The following is a 17,452-nucleotide window of genomic DNA, read 5'->3' as shown; positions in this document are numbered from 1 at the left end:
TTTTATGCTTCAACGAAAAAACAGTATTTTTAGACGATGGATATTTACAATTTTAAAAATGCTTTCTTAATAGGTTTTTTCATGGCTTTTATGATTGGACCTGTTTTTTTTATGTTACTACAAACCAGCGTTTTAAAAGGCGCAAGAGCCGCGTTTGCTTTTGATTTTGGTGTGATTTTAGGTGATATTACTTTTATTTTAATTGCCTATTATGGAAGTAGATCTTTACTAGAAAAAATTAAAGACGATCCAAGACTGTTTTTTATTGGAGGTTTAGCACTTATTGTTTATGGCCTTATTACTTATTTTGAAAAACAGAATAAAAAAGAAGCCTTAGAATCTGCTAAAATTGTAGAAGTCTCTGTGAAAAACAACTATATAAAATTATTGTTAAAAGGTTTTTTTCTAAACTTTATAAATGTTGGAGTTTTAGCTGGCTGGTTAGCAATTGTTATGGTTGTTGGACCTACTTTAGATATGAATCCTACTAGTATTTTCTGGTATTTTGCAACTGTTATTTTAGGTTATGTTGTTACAGATATTGTTAAAATTATTCTAGCCAAACAATTAAAAAGCAAAATGACGCCTTTAGTAATTTATAAAGTGAAAAAAGTAATGGGCATCATTTTAATTGTATGTGGTCTGTATTTAATGTTGATTGGTTTTATACCCAATGATAAAATAGACCAGTTTATAAACTAAAAAATTAACTCATTAATTAAACATCTGACTAAAGATTAATGGTAAAGAAAGGCCAAATATAATTATTGAAAAAGCCAATACCCAGGTCTTTTTTTCAACTTTAGGTACTTTTCTAAGTAAAGTAACCATAGTTAAAAGCAATAAAATAGCAATTAAAATAGCAGTTCCTAAACCTAAAGCAACTTCAATCATAGGAATTAAACCACTTTCATTTCTTTTAAGATTTCCTAATAGATCACTTGAAGATCCTAATCCATTAAAAAATCCAAATAAAATTGCAAAAATAAATACAAATTTATGTTTGCTTTTTAAGACCCTTTTTATTGAGAAAAAATTAAATAGAGCCAGCGAAAAAATGCTAAAAACAATTAAAAATTTTATAATTTCTAGTTTGGGTATAAAATTACCATAAACAACCAATACCATTCCAAACATATAAGCCAAAACTATAGAAATAGCTAACCATAGTGTTTTTTTCCATTGTTTGAAACTTAGAACAACAACCAATAGAGATAAAAAAAGTAAGTAATTATATATCGAAAATTTTAAAACATGTTTTACCCCTATCTTTAAAAACAAAACAAATGAATTAAATGATAATCCTATAGTTTTTTTTTCTCTCCAAAAGTGTTATTATACAAGTTTATATCTGCCATTAATCCACTTTTATCAATAACCACCGACTTTACTTCTTTAGATGCATCAAAAGAATAGGTTGGATATGCCCAACCCCAATCTTTCAAAACCTTTGCAGATGTTGGCTTACTACCTCTCATCATTCTTAAAGGGATATTAAAATTCTCTGTGGTTCCATCTACATAAGTAACCTCTAAATCAATTGGCATTGGCATTTGCCCAATTCTTTCTAGGGTTACTGTTTTATCATTTACAGCTTTTACTCCATAATCTATAGTATGTGTAGTTTGTGTCCATTCGTTTAAATACCAATCTAAATGAATGCCCGAAGTTTTTTCCATAGAACGTGTAATATCATTTGGAGTTGGATGTTTAAAGCTAAACTCGTTATAATACTTTTTTAATCCTTTTGCTACATTTTCTTCGCCAATTACATATTCTAATTGTGATAAAAATATATTTCCTTTGGAGTAACTTGCTTTTCCGTAAGCATAGTTTGTATTGTATCTGTCTGCATGTGTAGAGAGCGATTCTTCATAACCTCTATTTACAACATCTCTATAACCCTTATAAGAACCATCATGTGGATTTTCTTTTCCTTCTTTCAAAATTTCGTTCTCAGCTTTGTTAGAGATGTAAGATGTAAAACCTTCATCCATCCAAGGATGTAAACTTTCGTTGGAAGCTAATAAAAACTGAAACCAAGTATGCGCCATTTCATGCGCAGTTACACCAAACAAACTCCCAAAATTTCTTTGACCAGTAATTAAAGTAGACATTGCATACTCCATTCCACCATCTCCACCTTGAATTACAGAGTATTGTTTATAAGGATATTGACCAACATTCTCAGAAAAATAGGTCATTAACTCAGCTGTTTTTGGCTGTAATTCTTTCCAGTTTTTTAAAAACTTTTCGTCTAATGTTTTTTTATAAAAGAAGTGTAAATCGATTCCATTCTCCATTTTTAAAATATCGTGATTGTATTCAGGGTCTGCAGCCCACATAAAATCGTGCACATTTGGTGCTTTAAAATGCCAAGAAATTTTATTGGATTTAGACTTCTCTAAGGGCTTTGTTTTATCTTCATAACCATGACCAACTTCTTGCGGATTTTGCACATAACCTGTACCACCTACAACATAATTTTTATCAATGTGAATGGTTACATCAAAATCTCCCCAAACTCCATGAAATTCTCTTGCAATGTAAGGTGGTGTATGCCAACCTTGAAAATCGTATTCTGCCATTTTTGGATACCATTGAGCCATAGAAAAAGCAACATTTTCTTTGCTATCTCTTCCAGAACGTCTTATTTGTAATGGTACTTGCGCATCAAAAAGCATCTCAAAAGTTACACTTTCTCCAGATTTTATAGGTTTATTTAATTGTACTTCTAAAATTGTACCTACAGTTTCATAAGAAACTGCTGCTCCATTTTGCTTTAAAGAATTTACTTTTATATACCCAATTTCACCTGGCTGTAATTTGCTAATTCTATCTCCCACTCTAGAATCTGGATCTGAAATATTTAAAGAACGAACATCCATTTGAGAGCCTGGTTGAAATGCGTTAAAATATAAATGATAAAAAACGCGGTCTAAATCGTCTGGAGAATTATTAGTATACACTAGTTTTTGTGTTCCTTTATATTGATGTTTATTTACATCCATATCAACATCCATAGTATAATCTACATGTTGTTGCCAATAGCCATTTGATTTTGAAGCAGATTGTTTTTCTACATAATTTACTTCTTTGGTTTGCGCACAAGAAGTGATAAAGGAAATTGATAAGATTAGAACTAATAATTTTCTCATTTTTGAGTTTTTTTTAATGTTGATATAAAAATACTAATACAGATATGATTCGATGAAATTAAATAATCTATTTTTTCTTAGACATATATTCTGCCAATTGCAAAGCATTGTATGCATTTACAATTCTTCCAGAGACTGATAATTCAGAAAACGGAATTAATTCACCTTCTGGATTTTCTTCTGATTGAGAGCCTGGTTTAATGACATCAAAATTAATTTTTACGCCAGAATTCATCAAAATATATTTTACTTCTTTTGCTGATAAATTTGGATAATATCCGCGAATTAATGCTGCCACTCCAGAGGTTGATGGAGCAGCCATGGAAGTTCCACTTAATGGTTCGTATTCATCTTTTGGTATTGTTGAGTAAATATCTACACCAGGCGCAAAAACATCAACATTTATTTTTCCATAATTAGAAAAATTGGCTGGTAATTGCGCGTCATAATACAAACTGCTTGCGCCTATGGTAATTACATTGTCTGTAAATTCAGTTAGCAAATCATCAGAATCTGAAGGAAAAGATTTTCGAACATCCATATTTTTGGCATCATTTCCTGCTGCATTTACAATTAAAACATCTTTGCTTGCTGCATATTTTAGCGCATCGTAAACCCATTCTTTGTGAGGCGAAAATCGTTTTCCAAAACTTGTGTTGATAATTTTTGCACCATTATCTACTGCATACATTATACCTAGAGCTACATCTTTGTCATGCTCATCTCCATCAGGCACAATTCTAACTGTCATAATTTTTACGTTGTTGGCAACACCAACTGCACCTAAATTATTCGTTCTGTTTGCAGCTACAATTCCTGCAACATGTGTTCCATGCAATTCTAAATCTTTATTACCAATAACATTATTATTACCATAAAATTTATCTGAAATATCTTCTAAATTATCTCCTAAATTTTGGCGATAGTTCATCTCTAAGTCGTACCCTTTTATAGCTTTTTTAATTTCTGATGTGTATTCTTTTACTTGTTCTGTATATTCTTGTAAATCTTCTTCCTTCATGCCTTGATTTAAAATATTCTGAACATTTTGAACTTGCATTAACAGCGTTAAATTAGGCGCTTCTAATTTTTCTAAGACCTCTAATGTGAGTTCTTCTGTGTTTGCCAACTTTTTTACAGCATCGAAGTTTTCTTGAACTCTTTTTAGGTTTTCAATGGTTTCATCCATTTGCTGAATTTCAATATTTTTTTCTAAAATTGTTGCCTTAAATTCCTCTTCTAGTTTTAAAAATTCTTGATATTCAATTTTATCTTCTTCTTTAATTTCTGATGCTTTTTTATCACCAAATTTAACTCGTCCTTTTTTTACAATTCTTGTAATTTCTAGTTGATCTGTATTTACAATATCACCTGCTGCATTTCCTAAAAAGTTCCATCCAAAAACATCATCTGAATAACCATTTTTATCATCGTCTTTGTTATTATTTGCAACTTCGTTTTTGTTTATCCAAAGAACATCTTTTAAATCTTCGTGCTCAATATCTACTCCAGAGTCTGCAATTGCAACGATTACTTCGTTACTTTTTTTACCTTCTAAAAATTTGTAAGCCTTCTCTAAGCTCATGCCTGCAATAGAATCTTTGGTAATATCTAAATGAGACCAAATTTCAAATTCTTGTTCTGATAATTCGGTTTTTTTAGCAGGAGTTAAATTTATTTCATTAAAAATAGGTTGCGAAACTACTACTTGAGTCGATTTACAACTCGTTAAAATAAGTGCAACTGCAGCACTAAAAATACATGCTTTTATATTTTTCATTGTATACTGTTCTTAACTAAAAATTTCTGAAAATTTGTGTGTAGTATTTAATCTTACTCCTTTTTCTGTATGCTTTAATGTACAAATTTCATGGTGTGCATCATGCTCTAAAAATAGGTAAAATTCTTGGTCTGCAGCCAAGTTTAAAAAAGCTGCTTTTTCTTTAATAGTAAGTAAAGGTCTTGTATCATAACCCATTACATAAGGCAAAGGAATGTGCCCAACTGTGGGTAACAAATCTGCCATAAAAACAATCGTTTTTCCTTGATATTCAATTTTTGGTAGCATTTGTTTTTCTGTATGACCGTCCATAAATAAAACATCAAAACCAATTTGGTCTCTATAATTGCTATGAATAAACTCTAATTGTCCATTTTCTTTTATTGGATTGATATTCTCTTTTAAAAACGATGCTTTTTCTCTAGGATTTGGTTCTGTTGCCCATTTCCAATGCTTGTCATTACTCCAAACTTTTGCATTTTTAAAAGCAGGAATTAAAAGTCCGTTTTTATCTCTTTCAATAACTCCTCCACAATGATCAAAATGCAAATGAGTTAGAAAAATATCTGTAATATCATCTTTATGAAAACCTAATTTTGCAAGAGAAGCATCCAAAGAAAAATCGCCAAACAAATAGTAATAACCAAAAAACTTGTCAGATTGTTTATTTCCTAAACCAGTATCCACTAAAATTAAACGATTTCCATCCTCAATTAACAAACAACGCATGCTCATTTCAATTAAGTTGTTTGCATCTGCTGGGTTTGTTTTTTGCCAAATAGTTTTTGGTACAACACCAAACATTGCACCTCCATCTAATTTAAAATTACCAGTTTCTATAGGGTATATCTTCATCTTAAAAAACAACTTTGTATTTACTACAAAGATGTTAAAAAAATGATGAATTTTCGTTAAGAAAGTTCTAAAGATTTGGAAGTAAATTATTCTTTTATAATTACTTGTTGATGAATTTCGTTACCGAAATTATCCATCACTGTAAATTTAAAATCTCCAATTTTCGGAATCACTGCTAAATTATGAATCTCTTTTGTGGTGCCTAAAAAAGTGGTATTCGAATACCAATATAAAACTGCATCTTTATTAGAATGAGCAACTTTTAAAATGAGTTCGTTTTGTTTTCCATCAAAATCTTTGGGTAAAAATATGGTGCTTTTTTCTGTGGGATATAAAAATTTCATTGCGTTTTTATTTTCGCCCAAACAATCTTCCCTAAATTTTGGCAGCGATTTGTAAAACGGATTTTTATCTTTATAATAATATTCTTGTAAAGGTGGTAAAACAAACCAACTTTTCTGAGTAATGTTTTCTAAAGGTTCGCAAGAAGTGTTTACTTGGTAAAAATCTGATCTATCAATATTTATAAAAATATGATAAGGACAAGGCTCTGTTTTTAAACCTGAATTCTGAATATACTCCAACCTTTTTTCTTCACAAATTTCTGTGGCTCTAAAACCACTTTTAGTGCAAATTTCTACTTTTGTCATTTCGTCAAAAGGCTTGTCAAACCATTCCGAATTTGGTAGTTTATCAAACACATCAAATAAAATTGGAGCTGCAGTTTGCACACCTACCAAACCTGGTCTTCCTTCTCCATCTGCATTTCCAACCCAAACTCCAACTACATAATCTTTGGTGGTGCCAATTGCCCAAGCATCTCTAAAACCAAAACTTGTTCCTGTTTTCCAAGCAATTTGTTTAGAAGAATCGAAAAACTCCCAATTTTCTTCTTCATTGGGTCTGTTTACATCTTTTAAACTTTGAAAAGTTAAGTAAATTGAGGCTGCATCAAAAATGATTTTCTCACTTGATTTTTCTCCAAAATCAATTGTATCATCAGCATAAAAAATAGGTTCACAAAATTCATTTTTAAAATATCTGCTCGAATTTTCTGTATAATGATTTACGGTTGATGCCATTGATGCATAGCTTTTGCACAAATCCCACAAGTTACTTTCTGCACCACCTAAAGCCAATGTTAACCCATAATGATTTGCATTTTTTCTAATATCTTTTAATTGTAATTGTTGCAAGTAATGATGAAATTTTTGCAACCCAAAGCTTTCTAACATTCTTACAGTTGGCACATTTAAAGATCTTGACAACGCTAATTTTGCAGAAATTGCTCCTGCATATTTTTTGTCAAAATTTTCTGGTTGATAACTGCCATAATTTGTAGGAATATCTGCAACTAAAGTATTAGGTAATAATTCCCCAGCATCTAACATTGCTGCATATAAAAAAGGTTTTAAAATACTGCCTGTACTTCTGGGTTTGTTAATAATATCGACATCTTTTTGATGTTCTTTATCTGTTGGAGAATTTCCAACATACGTCAAAACTTGTCTTGTTTTTAAATCTAAAACTAATACTGAAATATTATAAATTCCGTTTTTTGATATTTGATTGTAATGATTTTCTACAATAGTATTTGTTTGATTTTGAAGTTTTTTATCAATCGTTGTTTTTACAAATTCACCTCTTTTTTCTCTGTTAATTTTTTGTAATAAATGTGGCGCAATTTGCGGAATCGAATATGCTTTTTGAGGTAAATCTTCTAAAATTGACAGTTCATAAGTTAAAGAATCGATGACGTTTTTTGTGAGTAATTTTTTTAACAAACGATTTCTTTTTACCAATAATTTTTGTTGGTTTTTTCCAGGATAAATTAAATTGGGTGCATTAGGTAAAACTGCTAAAGTTGCAGCTTCAGACCAAGATAAATCCGAAGATTTTCGATTAAAATAGCGCCAGGAAGCAGCATCTAATCCTACTACATTTCCACCAAAAGGTGCATTCGAACTCCAATAGGTAAGTATTTTTTCTTTTGATGCTCTAAACTCTAAACGTGTTGCTAAAATTAGCTCTTTAATCTTTTCGAAATACGTTCTAGGTCTGTCATCTCTGCTTAATCTGATAACTTGTTGGGTAATTGTACTTCCACCTCTTTTTATACCTCCAGCTTTTAAATTTTGCTTAAGTGCTTTAAAAATTGACATAGGATTAAAGCCTGGATGTTTGTAAAAATATTCGTCTTCAAACTGAATTAAACAAGTCTTAAATTTCTCTGGAACTGAATCATTGTGTGGAAAACGCCATTGACCATCTTCGGCAATTAGGGCTCCTAAAAGCTCATCAGAATTACTGGTAATTACGGTTGATGTTGGTTTGGTAAATAATTCTTTTGGCAAACAAAAAGCATAGAAAATCAACAAAACAACAAGAACTATTGTTTTCTTTTTGTGTTTTAATATGTAGTTTTTGATGTTCAATTTTGTTGTTATTTATTGGCTATTTTTAGAGTTAGTTTGTCATTTCGAAATGAGCCTTTTTAGGCGATTGAGCAATCTCCTAGCGTTATCTAATCGTGTGAGATTTCTCCTATCGTCGAAATGACAACTTTTACGTTTACAAGGGGTTTAAACCCCTTGTTGTGTTGTGAATTGCTTTATTTCAAAACCTCTATCCAACTTCCTTTTGTTCTCACTAAATAATCATTATCATACATTGCTTCTACTTGAATTCCTGGTAAATAATAATTCCCTAAATACGCTGCATTTAATAAAACTGTAAATGTTTTAGTTTCAGAAACATTTTTTCCTTTGTTTAAATCGAAATAAAAATTAACGCTGTCATCTCTAATGTCTGTGTAACGCGCTTCGCTTTTAGTAGTTGTTCCAAAATCTGTAAAACGTGTGTTTACAATTTCCCAACCAGAAGGAAAAATCTGTGTCAAAGCAATGTCTTTTACGGTCTGATTTTTAGGATTACTCACTGTAATTTTTGCCACAAAATCTTGACCTTGTTTTAAGTTTTTCACATCAATTTTATTTCCAACTAAATCCTTATAATCTAAAGAAACACTCAAACCTCTGCTTTCTGAAATTTCATCACCTAAAGCCAATTTTCCTAAATTTACAATTCGAACAAAAACAATATTATTATCATCATTTTTAAGAGTAATTTTATTAGTTCCTTTTTTAACTTCTAAAGTTCTTTGAATCATGGAACTCTTGGTTTTTATAACCTCTGTTTTACCATTATTTGTGTAAGATAAATTGATTGCTTTTCCACCATTTTTTATTACCATTTTTCCAATAGCCATTAAACTAAAAGCGGTTGTTTGTGTGCTCATCCAACCATCGCTTGAAAGTTCTTTTGCCATCGTTTTTGCAACATCTTTCGTATTTTTATCATTGGTTAATAACATCGTTTCCAAAGCCATTGCTCTGTTTCTGGTTTCAGAACCATAATTGTAATAATTGTTTCCTGTGAAATTTAAATTGGCTGTTTTCATAATTTCATCAGAAGCTTCTTTTTGACCAACCAAAGCATAAGTTGCAGCCAATCTCCATTTTGCTTCGTTGGAAATTTGTTTAAATTCGCGCAATCTGTTCATAGCAGATAAATCTGCACTGCCAGCTAAAGCCAAAGTATATAACCTGTATGCTTGTGCTAAATCTCTTGAATAAGAATTGTAATTTGGTCTCCAATTTCTTGCTTCATTTTTTTGATATTTAATAAAATTACTCTTAAAAGTTAGAGGTAAAACAAAACCTTTTTTCTCAGCTTCTAATAGAAAATGACCAGCATAAGTTGTTCCCCAATCATCTGTGTAATTTTCTCCAATCCAATAACTTAAACCTCCATTTGCTTTTTGGAAATTTCCTAAACGTTCTATTCCTTTTTCGATATTTCTTTGAATTTCTTGTTTTTTTACTGATGATAAATCAAACAAATCATTTAAGAATAATTGTGGAAAAACACTAGAAGTTGTTTGCTCTACACAACCATGTGGATATTGAATTAAATACTGCAATCTTCCTGAAAAATTAATTGGAGGAATTGTTGATAACTCCAAAATTGCTGTATTTGTTCCTTCAACTCCAAAAGTTTCAAAATCAATATTTTGAGTTTGATTTCCGTCAATATTTATGTCAATAACTTTAGAAGTAATAGGGTTTGGATTTACCACATCTAACCCTACTTTATACGTTGCTTTTTCCCCATTTCCTGTAGCAATAACTTCTACTGAATTGATGCCATTTGCTTTTAAAACATCCAACTCAAAATAAACCATTTTTTCATCAGGTTTTTCAAAATTGATCGTTTGAGTTTTACTTCCAATTACAGAAATTCCATTAGAAGTTTTTACCTGAATTTCTACGTTTTGCACTTTTTTATCCATCGCAAAAACAGAAATTGGTAACGTAACTTTTTCTTTTGGTGACAATTTTCTTGGTAAAGTTGCTAACACCATTAAAGGTTTTTTTACAGGAATAGCTTTTTCTGCATTTCCAAAAGCTTCGTTATTTACATCTCCAGCAACCACCATTGTTCTTACAGAGCCAATATAATTTGGCAAGGTAATTTTATGAGTTTTTTCTGCTCCTTTTTCTAACTCAAAAGGACCTAAATACTTAACTACAGGTTTAAATCTATTGGCTTTTTGGTTTTTTCCTTTTGATAAACTTCCATCACCACCAATTGCAAAAACTTGATCTATACTTCCAGAATAAGCGCCAATTACATCATCAAAAATGTCCCAAGTTTTTACACCTAAAGCTTCTCTTGCATAAAAAATATCATACGCATTTGGAGTTTGAAAACGTGTTAAATCTAACAAACCTTCTTCTACAACTGCCAAAGTATATGTCATTGCTTTGTCATTTTTTTCAGAGACTTTAACAGTGAATTCTTTTTCTGGTTGCAATTCTTTTGGCATTGTAATTTGAGGTTCTAATTTTGTAGAAGCATCTTCTACTAAAATTGGAATTACACCAAATAAACGAATTGGCAAATCGTTTTCTGTGACTTGATGTGGTTGTAATAAAGAGATATTTACAAACACATTTGGTGTCATGTTTTTGTTGATAGGAATTTCTATTGAAGTTGTTCCTTTCGCAGTTTTTACCCATTTTGTTTCTAAAACTTTTGTGCCATTTTCTATGCTGATTAATGCACGTCCATCACTTCCAGAAGGAAATGTAATTTTTGCAATTTCGCCAACATTGTAGGTTTCTTTATCCGCAGAAAAAACCAACATTTTTGCAGCTTCTTTGTCTGACGAAGTTGAATTTTGCCACCAATTTTTGTAAAAATATGCTGTTCTACCTGTTGAATGTCCGCCTTTTTTATCCATCACTCTGATTAAATAACGACCTCGATCTCTTTCTGGAATATTCAAATTGAAACTTCCTTTTCCATTTGAATTTGTAGTTACTTTTAAGTTTTTATAGGTTTTTTGATAACTGCTAGAAGTATATCTTGATAAATTATCTTCAGATGAACTCCACCACCAACGCCAATTTATTTGATACACTTCAATTTCTAAATCTCTGTTGGAAATTGTGTTTCCTTTCTCATCTAAAGAAACTACAGAAAAAGTCTGATTTTCGTCTGTAAAAAAAGAACCATATCTATTGCCTTCAGGCGATTTTAAACCCACAAAAGAAGAAAAAGGTGCATATTTTTTGGTAAAAGCATCAATGGAAAAATCGCCACCATTTTCGAAAGCTCTTACTAAAAACTGAATATTTAACATTCCTGGAGCATTTTCTCTAACTGTTAATTTGCTATCAATTTTTGCAATTCCATTTTCGTCTAATTTGCCCTCGAAAACATTAATTTCTTCTGTTGAAAAACTTTTTGATGGATCTGAAAACACATAATCCTTATAACTTTCGAAGCTAAAATTGGCAGAAGACACTTTCGCTTTTATTTCTGCTTTTAAATTTTTTGCTGGAGTTCCATGCAACCATTTTACGTCTAAAACTCCTTGAATGGGTTTATTGCTTGTTAAAATTTCTTCATTAAAATCAACCTTTATTTTAAGACGATTTGGTTTTACGGTTTCAATTTTTAAGTTCTTGTAAAATTTTGCTCCACCAACAGAAATTTTTGCGGTGTAATTTCCTGTTTTTGATTCTTGAGTAGTTGTTACTTTGAATTTGTAGAAATTATTTAAATTTTCTGAAGTAACATTTTTATAAATTAATTTTCCACTTGGGTCTGTAACTTCTAATTTAACTGGGTGATTTTTAGGTAATTTATTATCAGCATCATTTAAAACAAAAGTTAAATGAAGAGAATCTCCAGGTCTCCAAACTCCACGTTCTCCATATAAATATCCTTTTAATCCTTTTTGAGTTTTACTTCCTGAAACATCAAAATTACTTAGAGAAAGAGAGTTTCCATCTTGCAGTTTTATGTATCCTTTATTACTCCCTTTTGATACAATTGCAAATGCAGCGTCTTTACTTGATTTTATGGTTACAAAACCCTCTCTATTTGTAAGACCTTTTGCAATTTCTTGTTGCTGAAAATTATATAATTTTACTATTGCATCTAGCTCTGATGTGGTATTTAAAATATTGGTTACTGCAAAAAAGTAGGAATCGTCACTTCCTTTTTTTGCAATAATTCCCAAATTAGATGCTAAGAAATTTTGAGCAATTATTTTATCATTATTATAATAAGCTTCATGACAAGGGTTTTCTCTTTCTCTCCAATTATAGTTATAGTTTTTATAGCTATACAATTTGTTGTCCCAATAGAATTCTTCTCTTTCCTCTTCGCTTTCTACATCACTTAAATTATCATCTTCTTCGTCATAATAATCTTCTTCATAATCCTCAGAATTGTCAGTGGAAATGGTATTTTCTGAACAATCATAAAATGCTTGATTTTTGTTAAAACTCAGCTCAATTCTATAAATAGCTCCTGGTTCTGTCTTAACCATTTTAGAAATATCTACACTATAGGCTTTCCATTCTTGGGTGTTGTTTTTTTCATCATCAATTAAAGTGATGGTCTTTTTTGCAACTCTTCTACCAACTCTTTTTATTTGATAATCGTCATTGCTATTGATATCATTTTCTTGTAAAAATTGTAACACATTGTCTTCGAATATTTTTATGATTCTAACATCTACTTCTCGAACATTAATCGCCTCGAAATTGAATTTTAAATCCTTAGAATTTGGTAAAATTGTTCCGTTTGAAATGCTTCTAATTTGGGGCTTTTTTTGTTCGAACGTAACTACTTCTTTAAAGTTGTTTCTAAGTTTAAAATCGTCAGAATTTAGAATTCCAGGAAAAACAGAAATAGAAATAGTACCATCAAATTTATTATCGGAAAATACTTTTAACTCATTTCCATTGACAATAAAACGTGGGTTTTTTTCATTTTGAAGAACCACTAAACCATCAAAATTTTGTTGCTTTTTTAGAGCATCAGAAAAGTTTATAGAAATATATTGCTCAGTGGTATTATTTATTTTTACATCAATAACTTTAAAATTATTTTTACCTGTAATAACAATCTCTTTTTCTCCTTTAGAATCTGCTTTTATCGCTTTTCCATTCCACGTAATTTCTAATTTACTTTCTTCTACAAAACGTTGAATACTATCAATTTTAAACTCAAAAACTTTTCCAGTTTGAAAAGATTCATTCCATAAAATATTTTTTTGAAGGTTTTTTTGAGAGGCACTTATTAGTTTTTTAGCATTTTCTAAAGTGATGATGTCAGAAGAGTTTAAAACTCCTTCTAAGTATTGATACTCTTTAGAATATGATTGCAAAGCTTCAGTTCTAATAATAAAATTTGGAGTTATTGTTTTGAATTCGAATGTATATTTTTCGAATTCTTTAGGAGTATTTTTATAAATTTCTGACAATTTTATGGTAACAGCATATGCAGTTTCTGGATCCAAATCTTCATCTGGTGTAAAAATAAAAGCGTGTTTATTTATTGTTTTTATTTTTCCGTTTACAAATGGTTCTATTGATAAAATATCAGCTGTAATATTTTGATCTGCTTTCCAACCTTCCACTTCTTTCGCCAAATTTACTTGAATTTTTTCTGTTTTAGAAACTACTCCAGAAGTTGTGTAACTTATATATTCTTTGAATTTAAAAATATTATCGGTTTCTATTTTTTCATTTTTACAAGAAAAGATAAATAGAAAAAATACAAATATTGAGAGTAGATTTCTGATTTTCATGACTATGGAGTTTATTAGTACAAACCAAAAGTAAGAATTTAAGTATCAGAAAAGTAAACAAATGAGAATTCGTATCTCTTTTTTTAGAATTTGATTTAAAAATCTCTACTTGTGAAAGAGTTAGAAATTTTGGTGACTATGTCTAGAAGTTTTAAAAAATTTAGAGCTTGAAGATGTTAGGGTTTTTTTTCGCATATTACTGTATTAAATTTATAACATAATTTTGGAATTAAATAAGTTAAAATTAAACCTTGAAAATAGTAATTAGAAATGAAATTTAATCTGCAGTGGTTGCCAGGTAAAGAAGAATTGTAAGAAACTTCAGCTAAAGTCTTTTCAGAATATTACAATAAGTTGATAAAGAATTTTTAAAGAATTAACTTTTTGTTTTTCTTTGATTTAGTTTTTTTAAAGCAAAAGCATAAGCTCCCAATCCAATAATTAATGACATATGATTGGCGAATTTATGAAAACCTTAAAAGAAGAAGGTATTCTAGAAAATACCTTAATTGTTTTTTCTAGTGATAATGGGCCTGTTTTAAATGATGGTTATTATGATGATGCTGTAGAAAAAATTGGGAATCACGATGCAAAAGGAGGCTTAAGAGGAGGTAAGTACAGTATTTTTGAGGCAGGAACAAGAGTACCATTTATAACCTATTGGAAAGGTAAAATACAACCAGCAGTATCTGATGCAATTGTTTGTCAAATGGATTTATTAGCATCCATTGCAGATTTAGTTGGTGTAGAAGAAAACACGACAGACAGTAAAGATTTATTAAATACGTTTTTAGGAAAAACTACAGAAGGTAGAGCAAACTTAATTATTGAAGCAACAGGAAAAACAGCTTTAAGAAGTGGAGATTGGTTATACATTCCTGCTTATGATGGAGAAAACTTTAGAAAAGCTGTGGGCATTGAAGTAGGTAACTTTCCTTATGAACAATTATACAATTTAAAAGAAGATAAAGGTCAACAGAATAATTTAGCGGAAATAAATACTCAAAAACTCGCAGAAATGAAAGAAACCTTTATCAGTTTAAGAGGAGAAGATTATCAAAAAGGAGTGAAAGAAGTAGTTTTTGAATAAGCCATATATAATTTACAATACATAAAATAATCAACTAAACAGAATTACTATGCAATTATTAACATTTATAGGATTTACAGCTCTTGTAGCAATTATCGCTTATTTAAAAACAAGAAATACAGATGAGAGTTCTTCTGATGGTTATTTTTTAGGTGGAAGAAGTTTAACAGGAGTTGTTATAGCAGGTTCTTTATTATTAACCAATTTATCTACAGAACAAATTGTAGGGTTAAATGGTGCTGCATTTAAAGAAGGTATTTTAGTAATGGCTTGGGAAACGTTGGCAGCAATTGCCATGGTTATTACCGCTGTTTTTTTATTGCCTAGATATTTAAAAGGAGGTATTACAACTGTACCTCAATTTTTAGAAAACAGGTATGATAAAATGACCAAAACCATTGCATCTGGTTTATTTTTAACTGGGTATGCAGTTATTCTTTTGCCTATTGTTTTATATTCTGGTGCTTTGGCAATTAACTCTATGTTTAGTGTACCAGAAATGTTAGGTGTTTCTAAAAACACAGCATTATGGATTACTGTTTGGGGAATTGGAATTATTGGTTCTATTTATGCAGTTTTTGGAGGTTTAAAAGCAGTAGCAGTATCCGATTTAATAAATGCAATTGGTCTTTTAATTGGTGGTTTAATGATTCCTTTCTTTGGATTAATGGCAATTGGAGATGGAAATATTTCTGAAGGAATATCAACCTTAATCAATACAAATCCAGAGAAATTTAATTCAATTGGTACTGAAGATTCTTCCATACCATTTGCAACTATTTTTACAGGAATGATGTTGGTGCAACTTTTTTATTGGGGAACAAATCAAGCCATTATTCAAAGAGCATTAGGCGCAAAAAATTTAAAAGAAGGTCAAAAAGGATTAATATTAGCCTCTTTTATTAAAATATTAGGCCCTTTAATTGTAGTGCTTCCAGGTATTATTGCATTTCACATGTTTGGAGATTCGTTAACGAATCAAGATGAAGCTTACCCAATGTTAGTAACCAAAGTTTTACCAAGTTATTTGGTTGGCTTTTTTGCAGCGGTTTTATTTGGCGCTATTTTAAGTTCGTTTAACTCTGCTTTAAACAGTTCAGTTACATTGTTTGGTATTGATATTTATCAATCTTATATTAAAAAAGATGCTACTGAAAAACAAGTGGTTTGGGCAGGTAAAAAATTCGGAATAGTACTTGCTATAATATCTATGTTTATAGCGCCTTTATTGATATATGCTTCAGATGGTTTGTTTGGCTATTTACAGGAAGCGAATGGAATTTATAGTATTCCTATTTTAACGATTATTGTGGTTGGTTATTTAACAAAACATGTGCCTGCAATTGGTGCAAAAGTTGGTGTTATTTCTGGTTCTGTATTGTATATAATTAGCCAGTTTATTATAAAACCAACATTTAATATTGTAGAAATGGTGGATGGTGTTGAAACTGTTACAGGAAATACCTATCCTCATTTTTTAAATGTAATGGCTATTTTATTTGTTTTAAACATCATCATTATGTTAATTATTGGAAAATTACAACCAAGAGCCAAAGCTTATGAATTAACATACACAAACCAAGTAGATATAAAACCTTGGAAATATCTTAAAATCACAGGAATTATAATTTGTATAATAGTCGTAGGTATTTACATTTATTTTGCAAAATAAGTATAAATTAAAATTTTACAACAAACCAAACAATCTGGGCAACCAAAGGCTTAATTCAGAAAAGCAAGTAACAAGAAAAAGGGAAAAAATCATTGCTAAAAATAAAGGTAGCAATGGTTTTATAACCTTTTCTATGGTGGTATTTGCAACTCCTACACCTACAAAAAGTACAGATCCAACAGGAGGTGTGCATAAACCAATAGATAAGTTTAAAACCATTATAATACCAAATTTCGCCTTTTAAAAAAGAGATCTTTTTCTGTGATGAAGATTTTAAGTTTGAAAGTTTACTCCAAAAACCAATTTCTAGTTTAGAAAACATAAATAAGAATGATATTTATGATTCTTTAATTAAGAATTCTAAACTATTTATTAACACGAAAAAAATTAGACCTAGATCTAATTCTGGAAGCAGACAGACAGTGAGTAAAACATCAACTTACAATAAAAAAGTCTTTGTGGCTTTAAATGAAAAGAATAAACTGATTTGTGCTGATTTTTCAAAATCTATGTTTTGTGATTTTGTATGTAACTACGCATATAAGAATGAATCCTTTAAATTAAAAAATGGTGATCTTCCAGTTAAAAAAGAAAATGAAGGTATTTACAATCCTAATACTTTTAGTAAAAATTATTTATTCAAAAAATCGATACATAAAACTGTTGATAATTATAAATTCGAAGAATACACAGTTGACATATATGATTATGTTGATTATTACAAGTC

Annotated in this window: 10 protein-coding genes and 1 pseudogene; 4 read left to right on the top strand and 7 right to left on the bottom strand. The window is 30.1% G+C overall.

Features of this window, described 5'->3' with window-relative positions:
* Window positions 1-36 precede the first annotated feature (36 nt).
* The gene (locus tag WAO74_RS05625) at window positions 37-702 is read left to right on the top strand and encodes a LysE family translocator (RefSeq protein WP_422160253.1); all 666 of its coding nucleotides are present in this window, start codon (window positions 37-39) and stop codon (window positions 700-702) included.
* A gap of 12 nt (window positions 703-714) precedes the next feature.
* Here the strand turns inward: WAO74_RS05625 and WAO74_RS05620 are convergent, their stop codons facing one another.
* The 6 genes from WAO74_RS05620 to WAO74_RS05595 all read right to left on the bottom strand — a co-directional run bounded on the left by WAO74_RS05620 (window position 715) and on the right by WAO74_RS05595 (window position 13,963).
* Window positions 715-1,281 (bottom strand): HupE/UreJ family protein, encoded by a 567-nt coding sequence (locus WAO74_RS05620; protein ID WP_422160251.1) that lies wholly within the window; start codon window positions 1,279-1,281, stop codon window positions 715-717.
* Window positions 1,282-1,304: 23 nt separating this feature from the next.
* The gene (locus tag WAO74_RS05615; RefSeq protein ID WP_422160249.1) at window positions 1,305-3,158 is read right to left on the bottom strand and encodes a M1 family metallopeptidase; all 1,854 of its coding nucleotides are present in this window, start codon (window positions 3,156-3,158) and stop codon (window positions 1,305-1,307) included.
* Window positions 3,159-3,225: 67 nt separating this feature from the next.
* The gene (locus tag WAO74_RS05610; protein ID WP_422160247.1) at window positions 3,226-4,938 is read right to left on the bottom strand and encodes a S8 family serine peptidase; all 1,713 of its coding nucleotides are present in this window, start codon (window positions 4,936-4,938) and stop codon (window positions 3,226-3,228) included.
* A gap of 12 nt (window positions 4,939-4,950) precedes the next feature.
* Window positions 4,951-5,793 carry an MBL fold metallo-hydrolase gene (locus WAO74_RS05605; protein ID WP_422160245.1) on the bottom strand — a complete coding sequence of 281 codons (843 nt, stop codon included), beginning with the start codon at window positions 5,791-5,793 and terminating at the stop codon, window positions 4,951-4,953.
* Between the two features lie 86 nt (window positions 5,794-5,879).
* Window positions 5,880-8,228, bottom strand: a complete 2,349-nt coding sequence (pbpC, locus tag WAO74_RS05600; protein WP_422160243.1) for a penicillin-binding protein 1C — start codon at window positions 8,226-8,228, stop codon at window positions 5,880-5,882.
* A gap of 176 nt (window positions 8,229-8,404) precedes the next feature.
* Window positions 8,405-13,963 carry an alpha-2-macroglobulin family protein gene (locus WAO74_RS05595; RefSeq protein ID WP_422160241.1) on the bottom strand — a complete coding sequence of 1,853 codons (5,559 nt, stop codon included), beginning with the start codon at window positions 13,961-13,963 and terminating at the stop codon, window positions 8,405-8,407.
* A 451-nt stretch (window positions 13,964-14,414) separates the two neighbouring features.
* On the opposite strand from WAO74_RS05595, the gene WAO74_RS05590 reads away from it, so the two are divergent.
* Window positions 14,415-15,053, top strand: a complete 639-nt coding sequence (locus WAO74_RS05590; RefSeq protein WP_422160239.1) for a sulfatase-like hydrolase/transferase — start codon at window positions 14,415-14,417, stop codon at window positions 15,051-15,053.
* A gap of 49 nt (window positions 15,054-15,102) precedes the next feature.
* Window positions 15,103-16,725: a solute:sodium symporter family transporter gene (locus WAO74_RS05585; RefSeq protein WP_422160238.1), complete on the top strand. Its 1,623-nt coding sequence runs from the start codon at window positions 15,103-15,105 to the stop codon at window positions 16,723-16,725.
* Window positions 16,726-16,740: 15 nt separating this feature from the next.
* Here the strand turns inward: WAO74_RS05585 and WAO74_RS05580 are convergent.
* Window positions 16,741-16,956: pseudogene (locus tag WAO74_RS05580) on the bottom strand (TRAP transporter large permease subunit); the annotation flags it as partial.
* A 191-nt stretch (window positions 16,957-17,147) separates the two neighbouring features.
* Between WAO74_RS05580 and WAO74_RS05575 the strand changes: the two are divergent.
* Window positions 17,148-17,452, top strand: a 305-nt coding sequence (locus tag WAO74_RS05575; RefSeq protein WP_422160237.1) for a hypothetical protein, incomplete at its 3' end; no start/stop codon positions are given.

The organism is Polaribacter sp., assembly GCF_049276715.1.
GTDB lineage: Bacteria > Bacteroidota > Bacteroidia > Flavobacteriales > Flavobacteriaceae > Polaribacter.
This window is presented reverse-complemented; position numbering and strand designations above follow the sequence as displayed.